Origin of the sequence: Nocardioides nanhaiensis (genome assembly GCF_039542785.1) — a bacterium.
In the GTDB taxonomy this organism is placed as follows: domain Bacteria; phylum Actinomycetota; class Actinomycetes; order Propionibacteriales; family Nocardioidaceae; genus Nocardioides; species Nocardioides nanhaiensis.
Map to the genome: position 1 here is coordinate 1,158,406 of NZ_BAABIM010000002.1, position 19,854 is coordinate 1,178,259.

The 19,854-nt window shown below is 74.0% G+C and carries 20 protein-coding genes and 1 tRNA gene; 12 read left to right on the plus strand and 9 right to left on the minus strand.

From position 1 onward, the window contains the following. Positions 1-47: 47 nt before the first annotated feature. The 3 genes from ABD948_RS13670 to ABD948_RS13680 all read left to right on the plus strand — a co-directional run bounded on the left by ABD948_RS13670 (position 48) and on the right by ABD948_RS13680 (position 2,196). Positions 48-458 (plus strand): hypothetical protein, encoded by a 411-nt coding sequence (locus ABD948_RS13670; RefSeq protein ID WP_345266667.1) that lies wholly within the window; start codon positions 48-50, stop codon positions 456-458. A gap of 288 nt (positions 459-746) precedes the next feature. Continuing rightward, the gene (locus ABD948_RS13675; RefSeq protein ID WP_345266669.1) at positions 747-935 is read left to right on the plus strand and encodes a YciI family protein; all 189 of its coding nucleotides are present in this window, start codon (positions 747-749) and stop codon (positions 933-935) included. Positions 936-939: 4 nt separating this feature from the next. Continuing rightward, positions 940-2,196, plus strand: a complete 1,257-nt coding sequence (locus ABD948_RS13680) for an RNA polymerase sigma factor (RefSeq protein WP_345266671.1) — start codon at positions 940-942, stop codon at positions 2,194-2,196. A 15-nt stretch (positions 2,197-2,211) separates the two neighbouring features. Here the strand turns inward: ABD948_RS13680 and ABD948_RS13685 are convergent, their stop codons facing one another. Both ABD948_RS13685 and ABD948_RS13690 read right to left on the minus strand, forming a co-directional pair. After that, positions 2,212-2,712, minus strand: coding sequence for a hypothetical protein (locus ABD948_RS13685; RefSeq protein ID WP_345266673.1), 501 nt, complete (start codon positions 2,710-2,712; stop codon positions 2,212-2,214). A 348-nt stretch (positions 2,713-3,060) separates the two neighbouring features. Further along, a tRNA-Leu gene (locus tag ABD948_RS13690) sits at positions 3,061-3,147 on the minus strand. Positions 3,148-3,404: 257 nt separating this feature from the next. Between ABD948_RS13690 and ABD948_RS13695 the strand changes: the two genes are divergently transcribed. The 7 genes from ABD948_RS13695 (at position 3,405) to pknB (ending at position 12,425) form a co-directional block, all read left to right on the plus strand. Further along, complete coding sequence (locus tag ABD948_RS13695; RefSeq protein WP_345266675.1) at positions 3,405-4,127, plus strand: FHA domain-containing protein; 723 nt, start codon at positions 3,405-3,407, stop codon at positions 4,125-4,127. Next, positions 4,120-4,590 carry an FHA domain-containing protein FhaB/FipA gene (locus ABD948_RS13700; RefSeq protein ID WP_345266677.1) on the plus strand — a complete coding sequence of 157 codons (471 nt, stop codon included), beginning with the start codon at positions 4,120-4,122 and terminating at the stop codon, positions 4,588-4,590. The genes ABD948_RS13695 and ABD948_RS13700 overlap by 8 nt, the downstream gene beginning before the upstream one ends. Beyond that, positions 4,587-6,062, plus strand: coding sequence for a protein phosphatase 2C domain-containing protein (locus tag ABD948_RS13705; RefSeq protein ID WP_345266679.1), 1,476 nt, complete (start codon positions 4,587-4,589; stop codon positions 6,060-6,062). Before ABD948_RS13700 ends, ABD948_RS13705 begins: the two co-directional genes overlap by 4 nt. Continuing rightward, a complete protein-coding gene (locus ABD948_RS13710) occupies positions 6,062-7,477 on the plus strand; it encodes an FtsW/RodA/SpoVE family cell cycle protein (protein WP_345266681.1) in 1,416 nt (471 codons plus the stop codon). Before ABD948_RS13705 ends, ABD948_RS13710 begins: the two co-directional genes overlap by 1 nt. Before the next feature lie 76 nt (positions 7,478-7,553). After that, on the plus strand, positions 7,554-9,026 hold the full coding sequence (locus ABD948_RS13715) for a peptidoglycan D,D-transpeptidase FtsI family protein (RefSeq protein WP_345266683.1): 1,473 nt from the start codon (positions 7,554-7,556) through the stop codon (positions 9,024-9,026). Then, a complete protein-coding gene (locus tag ABD948_RS13720; protein ID WP_345266685.1) occupies positions 9,023-10,534 on the plus strand; it encodes a serine/threonine-protein kinase in 1,512 nt (503 codons plus the stop codon). The genes ABD948_RS13715 and ABD948_RS13720 overlap by 4 nt, the downstream gene beginning before the upstream one ends. Continuing rightward, positions 10,527-12,425, plus strand: a complete 1,899-nt coding sequence (pknB, locus tag ABD948_RS13725; protein ID WP_345266687.1) for a Stk1 family PASTA domain-containing Ser/Thr kinase — start codon at positions 10,527-10,529, stop codon at positions 12,423-12,425. The genes ABD948_RS13720 and pknB overlap by 8 nt, the downstream gene beginning before the upstream one ends. Here pknB and ABD948_RS13730 read toward each other — a convergent pair. Next, on the minus strand, positions 12,415-13,224 hold the full coding sequence (locus ABD948_RS13730) for a DUF881 domain-containing protein (RefSeq protein ID WP_345266689.1): 810 nt from the start codon (positions 13,222-13,224) through the stop codon (positions 12,415-12,417). The two genes, pknB and ABD948_RS13730, sit on opposite strands and share 11 nt — an antisense overlap. Positions 13,225-13,338: 114 nt before the next feature. On the opposite strand from ABD948_RS13730, the gene ABD948_RS13735 reads away from it, so the two are divergent. After that, on the plus strand, positions 13,339-13,812 hold the full coding sequence (locus ABD948_RS13735) for a cell division protein CrgA (protein WP_345266691.1): 474 nt from the start codon (positions 13,339-13,341) through the stop codon (positions 13,810-13,812). A gap of 262 nt (positions 13,813-14,074) precedes the next feature. On the opposite strand, the gene ABD948_RS13740 is transcribed toward ABD948_RS13735, so the two are convergent. Both ABD948_RS13740 and ABD948_RS13745 read right to left on the minus strand, forming a co-directional pair. Further along, the gene (locus ABD948_RS13740) at positions 14,075-14,896 is read right to left on the minus strand and encodes a rhomboid family intramembrane serine protease (protein WP_345266693.1); all 822 of its coding nucleotides are present in this window, start codon (positions 14,894-14,896) and stop codon (positions 14,075-14,077) included. A 104-nt stretch (positions 14,897-15,000) separates the two neighbouring features. After that, a complete protein-coding gene (locus ABD948_RS13745; protein WP_345266695.1) occupies positions 15,001-15,510 on the minus strand; it encodes a peptidylprolyl isomerase in 510 nt (169 codons plus the stop codon). Between the two features lie 186 nt (positions 15,511-15,696). Here ABD948_RS13745 and ABD948_RS13750 point away from each other — a divergent pair, with 186 nt between their 5' ends. Then, on the plus strand, positions 15,697-16,491 hold the full coding sequence (locus ABD948_RS13750; protein WP_345266696.1) for a hypothetical protein: 795 nt from the start codon (positions 15,697-15,699) through the stop codon (positions 16,489-16,491). An 89-nt stretch (positions 16,492-16,580) separates the two neighbouring features. Here ABD948_RS13750 and ABD948_RS13755 read toward each other — a convergent pair whose 3' ends face one another. From ABD948_RS13755 to ABD948_RS13770, 4 genes are read right to left on the minus strand one after another with little or no spacing between them, the layout of a single operon-like run. After that, on the minus strand, positions 16,581-17,657 hold the full coding sequence (locus ABD948_RS13755) for a 1-acyl-sn-glycerol-3-phosphate acyltransferase (protein WP_345266698.1): 1,077 nt from the start codon (positions 17,655-17,657) through the stop codon (positions 16,581-16,583). After that, entirely contained in the window at positions 17,654-18,535 is an 882-nt protein-coding gene (locus ABD948_RS13760; protein WP_345266700.1) for a patatin-like phospholipase family protein, read from the minus strand. Before ABD948_RS13760 ends, ABD948_RS13755 begins: the two co-directional genes overlap by 4 nt. 12 nt (positions 18,536-18,547) lie before the next feature. Then, complete coding sequence (locus ABD948_RS13765; RefSeq protein ID WP_345266702.1) at positions 18,548-18,991, minus strand: DUF3817 domain-containing protein; 444 nt, start codon at positions 18,989-18,991, stop codon at positions 18,548-18,550. Then, positions 18,988-19,791: an SURF1 family protein gene (locus ABD948_RS13770; RefSeq protein WP_345266704.1), complete on the minus strand. Its 804-nt coding sequence runs from the start codon at positions 19,789-19,791 to the stop codon at positions 18,988-18,990. The genes ABD948_RS13765 and ABD948_RS13770 overlap by 4 nt, the downstream gene beginning before the upstream one ends. Positions 19,792-19,854: the final 63 nt, after the last annotated feature.

The window sequence follows — 19,854 nt, forward strand, 5'->3', positions numbered from 1 at the left end:
CTGAGAGGTTCGAGGGAGTCGAGATCGAACCGTCACCGGGGGGAGACGTGGTCGGACAGGTACGCCGCTTCTGGGCGCGGGAGCGTCCGCTGCTCGTCGTCGCGCTGCTGGTGCTCGCCGGGACGACGCTCGGCCTGTGGCGGGCCGCGGCGGCCCCGCCGGCGCCCGACGAGGCCTCCGCCGGTCTGGCCGGTGCCTGCCGCTACGACGCCGAGGCGGCCGAGGTCGTCGTCCCCGTGCGTGTCGACGCCCGCGCCACCGAGCCGTCGCGGCTGGAGGTGACCGCCGGCGTCGCGACCGACGACGGCACGCAGACCGGCTATGCCGCCAGCCGCACCCTCGAGATCGACGGTGCGCCCGGCGCGGAGCAGACCGCCGAGGTGCTGCAGGTGCGCGTCACGCTCCCCGAGCCGGTGTGGGAGCGCGGCGGGCAGGACTGCTGGGTGCGGGTGGCCTGAGTCCGGCTCTGGCCGACCGCCACCGGTCCAGACCACGAGCACCTCGTCCGGCGCCGATGTCCTGACGGGCCGGGTCGGCGTCGTGAGCATGGTGAGGACGGCACCTGGTCGTCCCGTCACCCGAGGAGCCGACATGCCGCTGTACGCCGCGATCATCTACACCCACGACACCGACTGGACCGCCCCCGGGCACGCCGCCGAGATGGGCGAGTACGGCGCCTTCTCCGCCTCCGCCGCAGAGATCCTGCGCGGCGGGGCCGCGCTCTTCCCGACCGCACCGCCACCACCGTGCGGGCCCGGGGCAAGGGCGGGGAGGTCGTCGTCGCCGACGGGCCGTACGCGGAGACCAAGGAGGTGCTCACCGGGTTCTTCCTGATGGAGTGCACCGACCTCGACCACGCGATCGAGGTGGCCGCCACCATCCCCGCCGCGTGGAACGGCGCCGTCGAGGTGCGGCCCGTCCTCCCGATGGGCTGATCGCGTGCCCGACGACCCGACGCCCGCCCACGAGACCGAGGCTCTCGCGACCCTCGTGCGGGAGTCGGGTCGCGACGTCCTGGCCACCCTGGCCAGGCAGGTGGGCGACCTCGGTCTCGCGGAGGACGCCGTCCAGGACGCCGTCCTCCGCGCGCTCGAGGCGTGGCCGCGCGACGGCCTGCCCCCGAACCCCACGGCCTGGCTGCGGCTCACCGCCCGCCGCCGCGCCATCGACCTGCTGCGCCAGGCGCGCAGCCGCGGAGCCCGGGAGGAGCGTGCCGTGGCCACCGATCCCGAGCTGCGCCCCGGCTGGACCGCCGACCTCGAGCCCAGCGTGCTGCACGACGACCTGCTGCGGCTGCTCTTCACCTGCTGCCACCCCGCACTGCCGACGACGAGCCGCGTGGCACTGGCACTGCGCACGCTGGGCGGGCTGACCGAGCCGGAGATCGCCAGAGCACTGCTCACCACCACCGACGCCGTGGCCAAGCGTCTGGTGCGGGCGCGCGCCAAGATCCGCGACGCCGCCATCCCCTACGCGGTGCCGCCCGACCACGCCCTGCCGGAGCGCTGGGAGGGTGTGCTCGCCACCGTGCACCTGATGCTGAACGAGGGGTACGCCGCCACGTCGGGCGAGGCGCTCACCCGGCCGCCGCTCGTGGCCGAGGCGCTGCGCCTGGCCCGCCTGCTGGTGCGGCTGCAACCCGACGACGCCGGCGCGCTCGGGCTGCTGGCCCTGGCGCTGCTGCAGGACTCCCGCCGCGCCGCCCGGGTGGGCCCGGACGGCGCAGCCGTGCTGCTGGCCGACCAGGACCGCGCCACGTGGGACGCCGAGGCGATCCGGGAGGGCGTCGAGCTGCTCGGCGAGGCGCTGCGCCGCGCCGGGGCGGACCCGGCCGGCCGCCCGCACCGCTTCGTCGTCCAGGCCGCCGTGGCCGCCTGCCACGCCCTCGCACCCACCTTCGAGCAGACCGACTGGGCGGCGATCGTCAGCTGGTACGACGTGCTCCTGCGCCTGGACCCCTCCCCCGTCGTCGCCCTCAACCGGGCTGTCGCCGTCGCGCACGCGGACGACGCGTCCACGGGCCTGGCCCTGGTGGACGCCATCGAGGGACTGCAGGACTACCCCTACTGGCACGCCGCCCGAGCGGTGCTGCTGCGGCGGCTGGGCCGCGACGACGAGGCCGCGGAGGCGGACGCCGTCGCGGCACGCCTGCCGGTCAGCAGGCCGGTGCTGCAGCGGCTGGACGGCCGCACGTGACCGCCCGGGTGGTCGTCACGAGGCACGCCGCGACGTCTGCATCAGCGCACCCAGCGCGATGCCGACGCCACCGGCAGCCATCACCGCGGCGACCGTCGTCGGGTAGTCCATCAGGACGCCCAGCAGGGTCATGCCCAGGCCTGCCAGCAGGGTGACCCCGATCGCCGGCGCCGCGGGCAGGGTGCTGCGCAGCCACACCACGGCCACCAGCGCGATCGTCGCCAGCAGGGAGACCCAGTAGCCCGCCGACATCCCGACGGCGTCCTTCGGGAACATCATCCAGGAGGCCAGCAGCGCCGAGGTCGCGCTCAGCACCACCAGCACCCAGCCCAGGTCGCGGGCCTGCTCCAGCTCCGCCGGCTCCTGCCAGGGGGCCGGACCGTCGACGGCGACCGGTCGGTCCGGCCGCGCCACCAGGTCGGCGCCGCCCCCGGCGCCGTGCTCGCCGGTCGGGGTGGTGGTCGGATTGGTGGCCGGGGCGGTGGCCGGGCTGTTCGTGGGGGTGTCCGTCGTCATGTCTCTCGTCTCCAGGGTCGTGGGCGTCGTCCGTGGGTGGACCGCCCGGGATCAGGGCGTCGGGAGACGACGGGAGGAGGGACGCCGGCACGCGCCGCGCCCCGCCGGCGCGCTGCGGTCACCGCCCGGGGGTACGGCCGGGGGTAGGGGTCGTGGCGCACGTGTCCTCCCGATCGAGTCGGAAGGTCTTCCCCACCTCGCCGTCGGACGAGGCGGACCACCGGGTCGGCATGGCCGACCGGAATGACGACGGCCCGTTGGCGGGGTACTCCCCTTCGACCTCCACGGTACAGGGGCCGGTGACACGACGACGGCCCCGGGAAAGCTCCCGGGGCCGTCGTGGTGATCTGGTGCGCGAGGGGGGAGTTGAACCCCCACGTCCTTTCGGACACACGGACCTGAACCGTGCGCGTCTGCCTATTCCGCCACTCGCGCAAGTAGCCCGCCGAGGTTATCCCAGGGCGGTGCCCGGCCCCAAACCGGGCCGGTCGGCCACGGCCGGAGACCTGCGCGGGCTCGGTCGCAGGGGGCGTCCCGCGCGCGGGTGGGTACCCGGGACGCGGCGTCGACCTCGCTACGATCGACCCGGCCTCACCTACGGTGGGTCGCTGACGCCTGCCGTGACATCCAGACAGCACCGAGACGAGCACGACCCGACCCGCCAGCAGAGAGCCAGCCGAGAGGAGGTCCCCGTGGGCTTGCAGGACTTCGAGCGCCGCCTCGAGCAGATGGTCTCCGGGGTCTTCGCCCGCGCGTTCCGCAGCGCGGTGCAGCCGGTGGAGATCTCGGCCGCGCTGCAGCGCGAGCTCGACAACAACGCGCAGATCCTCTCCCGCGACCGCCGGCTGGTGCCCAACGCGTTCCACGTGGAGCTGGCGCAGACCGACATGGAGCGTCTCTCGCCCTACAGCTCCACGCTGGCCCGCGAGCTCACCGACCAGCTGCAGGACCACGCCGACGCCCAGTCCTACGTGTTCGCGGGCCCCATCAGCATCGGGTTCGAGTCCACCGACGAGCTGACCACCGGCCGGTTCCGGGTGCGCAGCCAGGCCCAGGCGCAGGTCACCGGCCACAGCACGCACACCCAGGTCAGCCGGGCCCGTGCCGTGCTCGAGGTCAACGGCACCCGCCACCCGCTGCAGCCCCCGGGGCTCGTGGTCGGTCGCGGCACCGAGGCCGACCTGCGCATCAACGACCCCGGCGTCAGCCGCAAGCACGTGGAGTTCCTCGTGCTCTCGCTGGGCTCCGAGACCACCGACCCCGAGCTCGAGGTGCACGACATGGGCTCCACCAACGGCATGCTGGTCAACGGTCGCAAGGTGCCCCGCGCCGTGCTGCACGAGGGCAGCACCGTGAAGATCGGCAACACGACGATGACCGTGCGGATGAGCCGCGAGGGGGCAGCCGGTGTCTGAGCTCACGCTCTTCCTGATCCGGATGGCCTACCTGGCGATCCTGTGGATCTTCGTGCTCTCCGCCATCTCGGTGATCCGCTCGGACATGTTCGGTGCGCGCGTGCCCGAGAACGCCCGCCGCGACGCCACCCCGAAGGGCCGCAAGCAGAAGCAGCCCTCCAAGCGCCGCGGCTCGCCCACCCAGGTGGTCGTCACCGCCGGTGGCAACGAGGGCGCCACCGCCGCGCTCGCCGAGGCACCCATCCTGATCGGCCGCGGCACCGACGCCGCCATCCGCCTCGACGACGACTACGTGAGCACCCGCCACGCCCGGATCGCCGCCGCCGGCGACCAGTGGTTCGTGGAGGACCTCGGGTCCACCAACGGCACCTACATCGGCACCGTGCGCATCACCCAGCCCACCACCATCACGCTGGGCACCCAGGTCCGGATCGGCAAGACGATCCTGGAGCTGCGCAAGTGACCTCCCCCGGCCTGCGGCTCCACTACTCGGCGATCTCGGACGTCGGGCGGGTCCGCAAGGACAACCAGGACTCCGGCTACGCGGGGCCCTGGCTGCTCACGGTGTGCGACGGCGTGGGCGGCGCGGCGCGGGGCGACGTCGCCTCCAGCACCGCCGTCAGCGAGCTGCGCGAGCTCGACGTGCCGCCGCCGGCCCCCCAGCAGAGCCGGCAGCCGGCCGAGACCCTGGTCGACACCCCCGCCGTCACCGACGAGGGCACCGCCCCCACCAGCACCGCTCCCAGCACCCCGGCCGACGGGACGCCCGCCCCCTCGGGTGGTCGCGCGCTGACCGACCGCGTGGCGCACCAGCTGCACGAGGCGCACGTGCGCATCGGCCGCCTGGTCGACGAGGACCCCGCGCTCAACGGCACCAGCACCACCGCCACCGTCGCGCTCTTCGACGGCGCCCGGCTGGGCATCGGCCACGTGGGCGACAGCCGTGCCTACCTGTTCCGCGAGGGCGAGCTGAGCCAGCTCACCACCGACCACACCTTTGTGCAGAGCCTGATCGACGAGGGCCGGATCACCGAGGCCGAGGCCCGCACCCACCCGCACCGCAACCTGATCCTCAAGGCCCTCGACGGCATCCACGAGGCCGAGCCCGACCTGTTCGTGCTCGAGCTGGTGGCCGGCGACCGGCTGCTGCTGTGCAGCGACGGCGCCAGCGGCGTGCTCGACGACGGTCGCCTGGCCGACGTGCTCTCCATGGGCACCCCCGACTTCGCCGCCGTCGAGCTGGTGCGCGCCAGCCTCGAGGCCGGCAGCTCCGACAACGTCACCTGCCTGGTGGCCGACGTCGTCACCGCCGAGCAGGCCGAGGCCGACCCCGCCTACGGCGAGCTGGAGCCGCTCCTGGTGGGCGCCGCCTCCGAGCTGCGCCGCCGGGTCGGCCGCGGCGGCGGCGTGGCCGCCGGCATGGGCAGCCTCTTCCGCGGCCACCGCTCCGGTGACACCGGCGAGCTGGAGCCGATCGACGCCGAGATCCCCGCCGACCTGCCCTTCGCCGTCGTCGCGGACCCGCCGGTCGACCCCGAGACCGCCCGCTACGCCCCGCGGCCGCCGCGCCGCTTCCAGTGGGCATCGCGGCTGCTGGCGCTGGCCGTGGTCGTGGGCCTGGTGTGGATCGCGGGCGCCGCCGCGTGGTCGTGGTCGCAGGCGCAGTTCTACGTGGCCCAGGACGACGGCCGCGTCGCCATCTTCCGCGGGGTCGACGCCAGCCTGCCCGGCCTGGAGCTCAACCGCGTGCACAGCACCAGCGACGTCGAGGTGGCCTCGCTGTGCCAGATCGACCGCGACCGGGTGGCCGACGGCGTCTCGGTCGCCGACCTGGAGGCCGCCGAGGCGCTCGTGCAGCAGCTGGCCGACCTGGCCGCCGAGCAGGAGACCCGGCCGTGCAACGAGGACGACGCCGCCGCGGAGGGATCGGTCTGATGGCGCGCGGAGCGAGCACGGCCGAGGGCGGTGCGGCCACACCCACCTTCCTGGGGTTCGTGCACCGCCGTCGCCGCGGCGCCGAGCTGTTCCTGCTGGTGCTGGCGCTCGCCGTCGGCATCGGCGCCTACGCCGCCGTCGGGCTGGGCGTCGAGGGCACCGTGCCGGTCGACCTGATCGGCTACGGCAGCTGGCTGGCCGCCCTGCTGGTGGGGGCCCACGTGGTGGTGCGCTTCGTCGCCCCCTACGCCGACCCGGTGCTGCTCCCGCTCGTGGCCGGCCTCAACGGCCTCGGTCTGGCCGTCATCAACCGCCTCGACCTCGCCGAGGACACCACCTTCGCCCCGCAGCAGCTCACCTGGATGACGGTGGGCGTCGCGCTGTTCGTCATCACCCTGCTGGTGGTGCGCGACCACCGGATGCTCAGTCGGTTCACCTACACCTCGGGGCTGGCGGCGATCCTGCTGCTGCTGCTCCCGCTGGTCCCGGGCGTCGGCAAGACGATCAACGGCGCGCGCATCTGGATCGGCGTCGGCCCGTTCAGCTTCCAGCCGGGCGAGGTCGCCAAGGTGATGCTGGTGGTGGCCTTCGCCGGCTACCTCGTGCTGCACCGCGACGCGCTGGCCCTGGCCGGTCGCCGGGTGGTCTTCGTCGACCTGCCCCGCGGCCGCGACCTGGGGCCGATCCTGGCCATGTGGCTGATCAGCCTCGGCGTGCTCGTCTTCCAGCGCGACCTCGGCTCCAGCCTGCTGTTCTTCGGCCTGTTCCTGGTGATGCTCTACGTCTCCACCGAGCGGCCCGGCTGGCTCGTCGTGGGCGGTCTGCTGTTCTTCGGGGGCGCGGCAGCGGCGTACTCCGCCCTCGGCCACGTCCAGAACCGGGTCAACATCTGGCTCGACCCCATGGAGTACTTCGACCAGACGCCGGGCAGCGGCCAGCTGGTCGAGGGGCTGTTCGGCATGAGCTGGGGCGGCCTCGTCGGCCGCGGCTTCGGCGAGGGCGACCCCGGTCGCATCCCCTACGCCGAGTCGGACTTCATCGTCGCCGCGATCGGCGAGGAGCTCGGCCTCACCGCCGTCATCGCCGTCATCCTCATCTACGGGCTCATCGTGGAGCGCGCGCTGCGCGCCGCGCTGGTCTGCCGCGACGGCTTCGGCAAGCTGCTGGCCACCGGCCTGGCCGCGATCTTCGCGCTCCAGGTCTTCGTGGTCATCGGCGGCGTCACCCGGCTGATCCCGCTCACCGGCCTGACGACGCCCTTCCTCTCCTACGGCGGCTCCTCGCTGGTGGCCAACTGGGCGATCCTGGCGCTCCTGCTGCGGGTCTCCGACCAGGCCCGCCGCCCGGTGCCCGACCTCTCGGCCGACGACGAGGAGCCCGTGGACGACCAGAGCACGCAGGTGATCAAGCTGTGAGGAGCCCGCGTCCCGCCCGGTCCGAGACCATCCCGAGCCTGAGCACCCAGGCCAGCACCCGAGAGGAGAGCCCCGCGTGAACAAGCCGATCCGCACCATCGCGGTGTTCTGCCTGCTGCTGTTCGTGGCGCTGATGGCCAACGCGACCTACCTGCAGTTCTGGGCCGCCGGCGACTACAACAAGGACCCCAACAACCGTCGCATCATCGAGGCCGCCTTCTCCCGCGAGCGCGGCGCGATCCTGGTGGGCCGCGACCCCGTGGCCGAGAGCGTGCCCAGCGACGACGAGTACCAGTTCCAGCGGCAGTACCCCTCGCCCCTGGCCTACGCCCACCTGACCGGGTTCTTCTCCTTCTACACCCAGACCGCCCTCGAGCAGAGCCAGAACGAGGTGCTCTCGGGCGAGGACCCGCGGCTGTTCGTGACCCGGCTGGTCGACCTGCTCAGCAACGAGGGCAACCAGGGCGGCAACGTCGAGCTCACCATCGACCCGGCCGCCCAGGAGGCCGCCTACACCGCGCTGCGTGACCAGCTGCCCCAGGGCGCCGAGGCGTCGGTCGTGGCCATCGAGCCCAGCACGGGCAAGATCCTGGCGATGGCCTCGATCCCCTCCTACGACCCCAACGAGCTGGCCTCCCACGACCTGCAGTCGGTCACCGACACCTACGACCGGCTGCTCGCCGACGACTCCGAGCCGCTGATCAACCGCGCGATCAACAAGCGGCTGCCCCCCGGCTCCACCTTCAAGCTGGTCACGGCCGCCGCCGGCATCGAGCGCCTCGACCTGCAGGCCGACGACGACGTGCCCTCGGGCCCCGGCTACCAGCTGCCGCAGACCAGCGGCGACACCGGCCTGATCGACAACGACGGCCGCACCGCCTGTGACACCGACCAGGTCAGCTTCACCACCGCGATGGCCAACTCCTGCAACACCGTCTTCGCGCGGATGGCCGTCGAGGTCGGCTCGGAGGCCATGCTCGAGCAGGCCGAGGCGTTCGGGTTCAACTCCGACGTGTTCAGCGACATCCGGCCCGCCGCCACCTCGGTCTACCCCGAGGACCCCAACGAGCCGCAGGTCGGGCAGACCGGCATCGGCCAGTTCGAGGTCTCGGCCACCCCGCTGCAGATGGCAATGGTGGCCGCCGGCATCGCCAACGACGGCACCGTGATGCGCCCCTACGTGGTGAACAAGGTGCAGTCGGCCGACTACCAGGACCTCGAGCAGACCGACGAGGAGGAGCTCAGCCAGGCGGTCAGCTCCTCCACCGCCGAGGAGCTCACCCAGCTGATGGTCGCCACCGTCGACGAGGGCACCGCCAACCCCGCCGCCATCGAGGGCGTGCAGGTGGCCGGCAAGACCGGCACGGCCCAGTCCGGCATCGACGACGTGCCGCCCTACGCGTGGTTCACCTCCTTCGCTCCCGCCGACGACCCGCAGGTCGCGGTCGCGGTGATGATCGAGTCCGCCGACATCCCGCGCGGCGAGATCGGCGGCGGCAGCATCGGTGGCCCCATCGCCAAGGCCGTGATGGAGGCGGTGATCCAGTGAGCGACGACCTCCCCCCGACCCAGGCCACGGCGGCGCCCGGCCCCGGCGGGGGTCCCGAGCGCTTCGCCGACGACCGGCGCCGCTACCGCCTCGACTCCCGCATCGCCACCGGCGGCATGGGCGAGGTGTGGCGCGGCACCGACACCACGCTGGGCCGCGAGGTCGCCGTCAAGCTGCTCAAGGCCGAGTACGCCGACGACCCCGCCTTCCGCCAGCGCTTCGAGATCGAGGCGCGGCACGCCGCCGCGCTGCACCACCCCAACGTGGCCGGTGTCTTCGACGTCGGCGAGAGCACGAGCGACGACGGCTCGGGCTCGCTGCGGCCCTTCCTCGTGATGGAGCTGATCGACGGCGAGCCGCTGAGCACGCTGCTGCGCCGCGGCGTCGACGACGGCCGCTCGCTGGACCGCGAGGTGCTGCGCGACCTGATGGCGCAGGCCGGCGACGCCGTGGGCGCGGCGCACGCGGCCGGCATCGTGCACCGCGACATCAAGCCCGCCAACCTGATGGTGACCCCCCAGCGGCAGGTCAAGATCACCGACTTCGGCATCGCGCGGGCCGCGGACGCCGTCGGGCTGACCCAGACCGGCGCGGTGATGGGCACCCCGCAGTACCTCTCACCCGAGCAGGCCCGCGGCGAGACCGCGACGCCGCGCTCCGACGTCTACTCGCTGGGCGTCGTCGCCTTCGAGTGCCTGGCCGGACGCCGTCCGTTCGAGGCCGACTCGCCCGTCGCGACGGCGCTGGCCCACCTGCGCGAGCCGGTGCCGGACCTGCCCCCCGACGTGCCCTCCGACCTGGCCGCGGTGGTGCAGCGCGCGCTGGCCAAGGACCCCGCCGACCGCTTCGCCGACGGCACCGCCTTCGCGGTCGCGCTGCGCGACCCGGCCACCGCGGTCAGGATGGCGCCGGTGCCGCCCGTGGTGCCGGTGGCACCCGAGATGCCGGCCGCGGGGGCCACCCAGGTGATGCCCGCGACCGGTGCCGGTCCGGTGGCCGCCCCGGCCACGCCCGCCGAGCCGGTCGTGCCGGTGGCGCTGCCGCCCGAGGAGCCCGAGCGGCGCCGCTCCGGCGTCTGGCTGGTGCTGGGCCTGGTGCTGCTGCTGGCCGCCGCCGTCGCGGTGCTGGTGCTGGCCCTCGGGGGCGGCGGTGACGACGAGGAGGACCCGGACCCGCGGCCCACCCGGGAGCCCTCCTCGCAGGCGCCGACGCAGGAGAGCGAGCCCGCCGAGGAGCCCACCGAGGAGGCGCCCTCCGAGGAGCCCCCGCCCGAGGAGCCGACCCCGGAGCCCACGCCCGAGGAGCCCACGGAGGAGCCCACCACCGAGGAGCCGACGCAGGAGCCCACCGAGGAGCCCACCGAGGAGCCGACGCAGGAGCCCACCGAGGAGCTGCCGGCGACTCCCAGCGCTCCCGCGGCGGCCCCGACGGCGGGCCCCGGCACCGCACCCGACACCGCACCCGACGCCGCACCCGTGGGACGGGGCGAGGAGGTCCCAGGTGAGTGACACCCCGTTGATCGGCGGGCGCTACCAGCTGGGCGAGCTGCTCGGCCGCGGTGGCATGGCCGAGGTGCGCAAGGGCACCGACTCGCGGCTGGGCCGCACGGTCGCCGTCAAGCGCCTGCGCACCGACCTGGCCAGCGACGCGACGTTCCAGGCCCGGTTCCGCCGCGAGGCGCAGAGCTCGGCCTCGCTCAACCACCCCTCGATCGTGGCCGTCTACGACACCGGCGAGGAGACCGCCACCGACGGCTCCGGGGTCGCCCAGCCCTACATCGTCATGGAGTACGTGGCGGGCCGGACCCTGCGCGACATCCTGCGCGAGGGACGCAAGATCCTGCCCGAGCGGGCGCTGGAGATCAGCAGCGGCGTCCTGGCGGCGCTCGACTACAGCCACCGCGCGGGCATCATCCACCGCGACATCAAGCCCGGCAACGTGATGCTCACGCCCAGCGGCGACGTCAAGGTGATGGACTTCGGCATCGCCCGCGCCGTGAGCGACGCCGCCTCGACGATGACCCAGACCGCGGCCGTCGTCGGCACCGCCCAGTACCTCAGCCCGGAGCAGGCGCGCGGCGAGACCGTCGACTCGCGCTCAGACGTCTACTCGGCCGGCTGCCTGCTCTACGAGCTGCTCACCGGTCGCCCGCCGTTCGTGGGCGACAGCCCGGTGGCGGTGGCCTACCAGCACGTCCGCGAGCCGGTGACGCCTCCCTCGGACCACGACACCGACCTGCCGCCCGAGGTCGACGCCATCGTGATGAAGAGCCTCGCCAAGCGCGTGGAGGACCGCTACCAGTCGGCGGCCGACATGCGCGGCGACATCGAGAGCTACCTGGCCGGGCGTCCGGTCAACGTCAGCGTGCCGCCGCCCCCGCCCGACCCGACGCCCACCACGGTGGTGCAGCAGCAGCCCCGCGCCGTCGCACCCACCCCGGTGACGCCGCGGCCGCTGCCCGTGGACGAGGACTTCGCGGAGGACGAGCCCCAGCGCAGCCGTGCCGGGTGGTGGGTGCTGCTCGGGCTGCTGGTCGTCGGACTCATCCTGGCTGCGTTCTTCCTGTGGCCGCGGCTCTTCGAGCAGGCCCCCGAGCAGGTGTCCCCGCCCGACGTGGCCGGCCGGACCGAGACCACGGCCCGCGAGATGCTCTCCGAGGCCGGCTTCGTGGTCGGACCGATCCAGACCGAGACCAGCACCGACGTGGCCCAGGGTCGCGTGATCCGCCAGGACCCCGGCCCCGACGACATGGTCGACCCCGGCGCCACGGTGACGCTGGTGATCTCGGAGGGCCGACCCCAGGTGCAGGTGCCGTCCGTCACCGGGATCCCGCGCGGCGAGGCCGCGGCGCAGCTGCGCCAAGTGGGCCTCAGTCCCGATCCCCAGGAGGAGGACTCCGACGAGCCGGCGAACCAGGTGCTGCGCACCGACCCGGCCGCGGGCGCCACGGTGGCCGACGGCAGCACCGTGACGATCTTCTACTCCGACGGCCCCGAGGAGGTGCCCGGCGTCGTCGGGGAGACCCGGGAGGACGCCGAGCGCCTGATCACCGAGGCCGGGTTCGTGCCCTCGGTGGTGGAGAACCCGACGCTCGAGGACGTGCCCAACGGCGAGGTGGCCCAGCAGAGCCCCGAGGTGGGGCAGCCGGTGCCGCAGGGAACGGTGGTGACGATCGTGGTGAGCACCTACGTGGAGCCCACCGAGGAGCCCACGCCCACGGAGACCCCGACCGAGACACCCACCGACGAGCCCACCGACCAGCCCACCGAGCCCCTGCCGCCGGACCCGGTGCCCCAGCGCCAGGCGCTGCCACCGCGCGGGGCGGGCACGCGGGCCGGTCGGCGGGCGGGTCGTCGGGCCGGTCGTCGGGCCGGTGGGGTCCGACCGGTCAGCTCGTGAGCGGGCGGGCGTAGCCCAGGTCGAGCAGACCCTCGTAGGCCGGGGCCTCGATGTCGTCCTCGGCGTCGAGGTCGAAGCCGATCTCGAGCAGCGGGTTGGCGGCGTCGTCGCGGTAGGCCTGCACGTCGGCGTCGCCCTCCAGCGCCGCCTGCAGCCGGTCCGGGTCGCCGACGGCGGAGATCACGAACGGCTGCGCGTAGGGGATGCCCTGCAGGGTGACGGCGTTGCCCTCGCACCGGATGCCGGTGGTGCTGACGATCCGCTGGCCCTGGAGGGTGACCGCCTCGGCGCCGCCGAGCCACATCGCGTTGACGACCGCCTGGATGTCCTGCTGGTGCACCACGAGCCGGTTCAGGCTGTACCCGGCGGCCTCGGCGGCGTCGACGTTCTCCGAGGGGCCGTCGGCCAGGCTGACGGTGATCCCCTCGCCGCTCACGGGAGTCAGCCCGGCGCTCGGCTCGAGCCGGGCGACCTCGCGGCGCAGCCGCTGCACGCGCGTGCCGGCGATGCCGGCGCTGAGCCGCTCGATCTGGGAGTCGAGGTCGTCCACCTCCACGCGCAGCGCGTCGTAGGAGTCCGACTCGGCCTCCACCAGGGCGGCCAGGTCGGTGTAGCGGCCCGGCCGCAGGTCGGTGCCGTCGCTGTTGGCGTAGCTGATCGTGAACAGCGCGCCACTGAGCAGCAGCACCACCGGGGTGCCCCAGCGCCACGCTCCGCGACGTCGCCCACCCGCGACCCCGCCCTCGGCGGGGTCCGGCTCGGGGCCCGTCTCCGGGGCTCGCGTGGCAACGTCGGTCACGCCCACTAAGGTAACCGGGGCGTGCGCCCACGCCAGCACGCCCGTCGACTGCACGCCCGTCGACCAGCACGCCCATCGATCCAGCACGCCGTCGCAGGTAGGGAGTCAGCCCCCGTGGCCAAGACCGAGAAGTCCGAGCAGCAGTTCGTCGACCCCAACCGCCCGCCGGTGGTGAGTGCGCGCCTGGTGCTCGCGATCGTGCTGGTGGTGGCCGGTCTCGCGTGGATCGCCTACTACTACGCCGCGGTGCGGGTCGACCCCACCGTGGTCCCCGCCCCCGCGGCGGGCGGTCCCGCGTTCATGGCCGACCTCGCCGGGTGGAACTACGTGATCGGCTTCGGCGCGTTCTTCCTGGGCCTGATGGTCTCCGCGCACCCCACCACCCCGCTGGGCCGCGGCCGCGGCGTCGTCGTGGGCATGCTCGGCTGCTTCGTGCTCGGCCTGATCTGGATCTGCACGTTCTACCTGTTCAGCAACTCCGCCGACGCCGGCGGCATCCCGGTGATGAACGACCTGGGCAACTCCAACCTGGTCGTCGGCATCGGCTTCATGGCCGTCGGCTTCGCGTTCGCCACCCGCTGGGAGTGAGTCGGCGCCGGCGCGTGGGTGCCGGGGGTGATCCCACGTCCACGTGGGATCGCGGAACAGGGGGGCCAGGATTCTGGCCCCCCTGTTCCGTGATCGAGCGCCCGGTCCCGTCCCGTTCGGCCCACCTCTCGTCCACAGGCGAGTGGGGCGGTCAGCGCGGCGGGTCGCACTCCGACGGTTCTCCACACCTGGGGAGAACCCTGTGGAGAGTTACACGCGTGTAGTTATCCGCAGCCTTCTCCACAGCTGGGGAGAACCAGGGTCAGGCCAGGACCAGCGTGCGCGCCAGGACGACGAGCACCAGCAGCACCGTCAGGCCTGCGAGCGCGGCCACCTGGACGGCGGTGCGGCGCGGCCCGCGCGGGGCGTAGACCAGCAGCGCCATGGTGGCCAGGCCGCCGAGGAAGCCACCGAGGTGACCCTGCCAGGAGATGTCGGGGATGACGAAGGTGAACACCGCCGACATCACCAGCAACGGCAGCAGCGCGGAGAGGTCGCGGTCGACCTTGAGGGTGCGCACCACCAGGGCGCCCACCAGGCCGAAGATCGCACCCGAGGCGCCGTAGGTGACGGTGGCGGGGCCCACCAGCAGGTAGACGGCGACGGAGCCGGCCAGCGCGGAGAGCAGGTAGAGCGCCACGAACCGGGCGCGACCGAGCACGGCCTCCAGCTGCGGACCGAGGAAGGCCAGCGCGAGCATGTTGCCGGCGATGTGCCAGATCTCCACGTGCACGAAGGCGTTGGAGAGCAGCTGCCACAGCCAGCCGTCGGCGACGCCCCCGACGTAGAAGTCCCCGCACATGGCGGGGGTGGCGCCGGCGTCGAAGCTGGCGCGGCCGTCACCGGTGACGAAGAAGCACCCGCCGTCGGTGTGCAGGCCCAGCAGGTCCACGAGGCGACTGCGGTTGCCGCCGGTGACCAGGATCGCGATCCAGACGACCACGTTGATCCCGATCAGCACGCTCGAGGTGAGCATCGGGTTGCTGCTGGCCCGGCCGCCGTAGGTGGCCCGGCCGGCGCGCGTGCAGCGCGCCCCCTCCGCCACGCAGGTGGGGCACTGGAAGCCGACGGCGGCGTCGGTCATGCAGTCCGGGCAGATCGGGCGGCCGCAGCGCTGGCAGGAGATGTGGGTCTCGCGGCCGGGGTGCCGGTAACAGGTCGGCACCCCGGCCGGCGGGGGCGTCGGGTTCAGCCGACGACCTCGACAGACTCGAAGACCACCGGCTCGACGGGGCGGTCGCCCGGGCCGGTCTTGGTGGTGGCGATGGCGTCGACGACGTCGCGCGAGGCCTGGTCGGCCACCTCGCCGAAGATCGTGTGCTTGCGGTTGAGCCACGGGGTCGCGCCCACGGTGATGAAGAACTGCGAGCCGTTGGTGCCCGGGCCGGCGTTGGCCATCGCGAGCAGGTAGGGCTTGTCGAAGACGAGCTCGGGGTGGATCTCGTCCTTGAACGTGTAGCCCGGGCCGCCGGTGCCGGTGCCCAGCGGGCAGCCGCCCTGGATCATGAAGCCCTCGATGACCCGGTGGAAGCCGAGGCCGTCGTAGAAGGGGCCGCTGCGGCCGTTGCCGGCGTCGTAGGCCTTCTCGCCCTTGGCGAGCCCGACGAAGTTCTCGACCGTCTCGGGCGCGTGGTTCGGGAAGAGGTTGATGGTGATGTCGCCGCGGTTCGTCTTCAGCACGGCCTGCTGCTCAGCCATGGGCTGCCTTCCTGGTGGGTACTGATGCACGGACGATCCTCGCACGCACCCCCACACCCGCCCCTCACCCGCCCGCCGGGCGGGGTGGCCGCCCAACCGGGCCCGTGGTGGGATGGGGACATCGGACCACCCGCCAGCTGGCTGACCATGATGGCGACGCCGGCAACCACGAAGGAGCTGCCCGCGATGGGACTGCGTAGGAAGAAGACGTTCATCGAACAGGCCAGGGAGCAGGCCGTCGACGTCGTCGAGAAGGTCCGCCCGGCCGCCGAGACCGCGCTGGACCAGGCACGCGACTTCGTGAACGACACCGTCGTGCCCGCACTCGACGACGCGCGCGAGAAGGCCGGCCCCGCGCTGGCCGACGCCCGCGAGAAGGCCGCCCCCAAGCTGGCCGAGGCGCGCTCGCGTGCCGGCGAGGCCGCCCACAGCGCCCGCGAGAAGGCGGGGCCCGCCGTCGCCGCCGCCACCGCGACCGCCGGCGCCAAGGCCGCACCGGTCGTGGAGGGTGCCCGCAAGGCCGCCGCCGAGCGCGCCCACACCGCCCGCGAGCTGGCGGCCGACCGCGCCCAGACCGCGCGTGAGCTCGCCGACGCCAAGGTCGCCCAGATCAAGGGCGAGAAGCCCAAGAAGGGCGGCAAGCTCAAGAAGCTCGTGCTCTTCGGTGCCGTCGCGGCCGTCGTCGCGTTCGTGGCCAAGAAGCTGCAGGGTGGCGGCCAGAGCGACAACTGGCAGTCCAGCTACCAGCCGACGCCTCCCCCGGCACCCGCGAGCACCGCTCCCGCCAGCCCGGCCTCGGCCGGTCCCGCCGCCACGCCCCCGGGCACCCCGACGCCGTCGGCCCCGCAGGCCGGCGTCGACGACACCGCCGGCGCCTCCCCCGACGAGGCCCTGAGCGACGCCGTCGAGGCGCCGCACCCGGTCTCGACGCCCGACGAGCCCGCCGAGGTCATCGACATCCAGGACCCCGGCACCAAGTGACGCCGTAGGGCTCACCCGCTGCACGACATCGACGGCCCGTCCGCGCCCCTCCCGGGGCCGGGCGGGCCGTTGTCGTCAGCGGCCCGTCGTCAGCCGTCTCGGCGAGGGCGCCACGGGCGACGACGCGCAGGCACCGGCAGCTCCTCGGGGCGGTGCTCGGCGATCCAGTCGTCGACCCGGCCCCACCAGTCGTAGAGCCACTCGATGCGCTCCTCGCGCCCCGCCGGGATCTCGCTGCGCGGCACGTCCCACCACCGCATCACGATGCGCTTGTCCATGGGCAGCTCGCGCCAGACGTCGCCGACGCTGTCGAGGTGATCCAACCCGGTGTGGGCCACCAGCAGCACGTCGGCCTCCGGGGCGGCGTCGAGCGCGGCGATGAAGCCGCCCGGACGCGGGGCCAGCACGTGGGTCAGCGCCTCGGCGCGCTCGGCCATGCGCTCGAGGCCGAGTGCGCGCAGGCGATCGATGCCGCGCTGGCGGCGCGCCGAGGTGAAGTTGCCGCCCTCGGGGAAGATCACGAAGGCGTCGTCGTCGTCGAGGTCGCCGGCCAGCGCCGCGATCTGGTCCTCCAGCTGCTCGCCGGCGCCGGGCTCGGGGCTGATGAAGCGCGCAGGGATGCGGGTGAGCAGCACCCCGATGACGGGGTCCCAGGCCAGCGTGTCCTTGAGCACCACCCGGGGCTCGCGGCGGTACCAGTGCATCAGGGCGTGCACGAGCACGAAGGAGTCACCCACGCCGGCGTGGCGGCACGCCACCAGCAGCGGGCGCCCGGGGTGCGCGGCAGGGTCGGGGCCGTCGGTGGCGATCGTCAGGTGCAGCACCCGGCGCGCCTCGCGGAAGAAGACCCACATGACGCCCTGCACCAGGTCGTAGTGGATCCCCTCCCAGTAGGGCCGGCGCACGGCACGGCCGCACCCGCTGGCCAGCCACAGACCCAGCAGCACGGGCAGCAGCACGCCCTGCATGGTCAGGTAGACGACGAACACCCACAGCAGCCGCAGCGCCCGCCAGCGGCCCGGCAGCAACGGCGAGAGCGCTGCTCCCGCGAGCAGCCACAGCGGCAGGGTCACCCACATCAGCACCGCGAGCAGCACCACCGCCGGGGCGAGCACCCAGCGTCGCACCGCCCAGCGGGCGGCGCGGGCCACCGGGGGCGAGCTCACGGAGCGCCCGCAGGGTCCGGGAGGTGCTGGGCGAGGTACTCCCGGCACGCGTCGTAGGTGCTCTCGATCCGCCGCTCGACCCCGGAGAAGTCGCGGGTGGCGAAGATGGTGTCGTCCCTGCCCGAGGTGCCGCGCGCGGGCAGCACGTGCACCTCGACGGCGCCGCCGGGCCGCTCGGGGTCGGTCACCTCGGCCAGCTCGCGGTGGAAGCGGTGGCGGCGCGCGATCTCGAAGCTCACCCGCGCCACCTCCCAGGGGCGGCGCGGGGGCGTGAGCGGGCGGTCGATGCGGCCCACCTGCAGGACGAAGACGCGGGTGGCGCCCAGCTGCACCGCGCGACCCAGCGGGATCGAGTTGACGATGCCGCCGTCGAGGTAGTGCTCGCCGTCGACGCGCGCCGGCGGCAGCAGGCCCGGGACGGCGGCGCTGGCCACGACCGCCTCGACCACCGGGCCGGTCTCGAACCAGTGCTCGGCGGCGCGCTCGATGTTGGCCGCGCACACCTGGAAGGGCACGACGAGCTCCTCGAGGTGCACCGCGCCGAGCTCGTCGGCCAGCCGCTGGCGCAGCGGTCCGGCCGACCACAGGTGCGTGCCGGTGGCGAGCGCCCGGCGCACGGTGCGCACCGGCCCGTCGCCGTAGACCTCGCGACCCTCGGTGGCCGCGCTGCGCCACAGGTCGGTGAGCCGGGTGAGCATCCGCGGGTGGGGGTCCTGCGCCACGAAGGCGCCGTTCAGGGCGCCGATGCTGGTGCCGAGCACCAGGTCCGGCCGCACGCCCGCCTCCAGCAGGGCCTGCAGCATGCCCACCTCGACGGCGCCCAGCACGCCGCCGCCGCCGAGCACGAAGGCCGTGCGTGGGGCGCCGGGCGCGGTCACGGGGTCACGGCGTCATCGAGCGGCCGCGAGCTCCGGCACCTGCGCGCGCACCCGCCGGGTGGCGCGGTGCTCGGCCCAGAACGACAGCAGCGGCACGGTGCCCGAGAGCAGCGTGACGGCGGTGAAGCCGAGCTCCCAGCGGGCCCGACGGCTGAGCCAGAAGGCACAGAACAGGAAGATCATGTAGAGCCAGCCGTGCGCCACCCCGAGGTACTCGGAGATGTCGGAGCCCAGCTGCCACCCGGTGCCGGAGTCCTTGGCCAGCCAGGCGGCGTCGCTGACGACGTAGCCGTAGTGCAGCGGCAGGCCGACCAGGCACAGCACCACCAGCAGCACGCCGACGACCGTGGCCATCACCCGGTAGGCGCGCAGCGGGGTGCGCACGTCCTCGGCGGTGGGGGCCTGGTGGTCGTGGTCGTGGTGGTCCTGCACGGGGTGCGGGTCGAGCTCGCTCACGGTGTCGAACCTACCGGGTCGTCCTCGGTGTCGCGCCGTGGCGGCGCCGTCGCAGCGGCGGCCTCGGCCACTCGGGCGGCCTCGCCGGCGTCGCGCACGAAGCGCCACCAGATGAAGGCCGCGAACGCGCCGAAGACCCACCACTCCAGGGCGTAGAGCAGGTTGCGCAGCCCGGTGAAGCGGTCGGGCTGGGGCAGCTGTGCCGGCGTGACGGCGGCCAGGCCGCCGCTGGGCTCCTGGGCGATCGCGTAGCCGCTGTAGAAGTCGGTGCTGACCCGCTGCGCCAGGTCGGCGGTGCGCACCGAGCCCAGCACGTCGCCGCGGGCCGCGTCGTCGCCGGCCAGGGGCTCGCCGGGACCCTCCGAGGGCTGCAGCCAGGCGGTGAGGTCGGCGTCCGGGCCCATCGGCGGCGGGCTGGAGCCCACCCGCGCCGTCCAGCCGCGCACCACGGGCAGCACCGAGCCGGAGGTCGTCGTCACCGGCGTGAGCACCCAGTAGCCCGGCTCGTCGCCGGCGGCATCGTCCGTGCGGTCACGACCGGCCACGTAGACGGTCTCGTCGGCCAGCCAGGTGCCCTGCACCTGCACCGGCCGGCCGACCTCCTCGCCGGGGAAGCCGTCGTCGGGGCCCAGCACGTCGTCGAGGGGCACGGGGGTGGCGCCGGTGAGGTCGCGCGCCTCCACGGTGCGCTGCGCCTGCCAGGAGTCCAGCTGCCAGTAGCCCAGCAGACCCGCCACCGTGACGCAGACCAGCGCGAGCAGGTGAGCCCCGACCATCACGGGGGTCAGGTAGCGGCGCACCCCTCCAGGGTACGGAGCGGCCGGACCGACCCCGGCGACACCGCCCGTGCCCTACCGTTCTCC

Excerpts from the sequence above, each read along its gene's own strand:
- ABD948_RS13750 (WP_345266696.1), top strand. The coding sequence starts at position 15,697 with ATGGGACTGCGTAGGAAGAAGACGTTCATCGAACAGGCCAGGGAGCAG.
- ABD948_RS13740 (WP_345266693.1), bottom strand. The coding sequence starts at position 14,896 with ATGACCGACGCCGCCGTCGGCTTCCAGTGCCCCACCTGCGTGGCGGAG.
- ABD948_RS13745 (WP_345266695.1), bottom strand. The coding sequence starts at position 15,510 with ATGGCTGAGCAGCAGGCCGTGCTGAAGACGAACCGCGGCGACATCACC.
- ABD948_RS13710 (WP_345266681.1), top strand. The coding sequence starts at position 6,062 with ATGGCGCGCGGAGCGAGCACGGCCGAGGGCGGTGCGGCCACACCCACC.
- ABD948_RS13685 (WP_345266673.1), bottom strand. The coding sequence starts at position 2,712 with ATGACGACGGACACCCCCACGAACAGCCCGGCCACCGCCCCGGCCACC.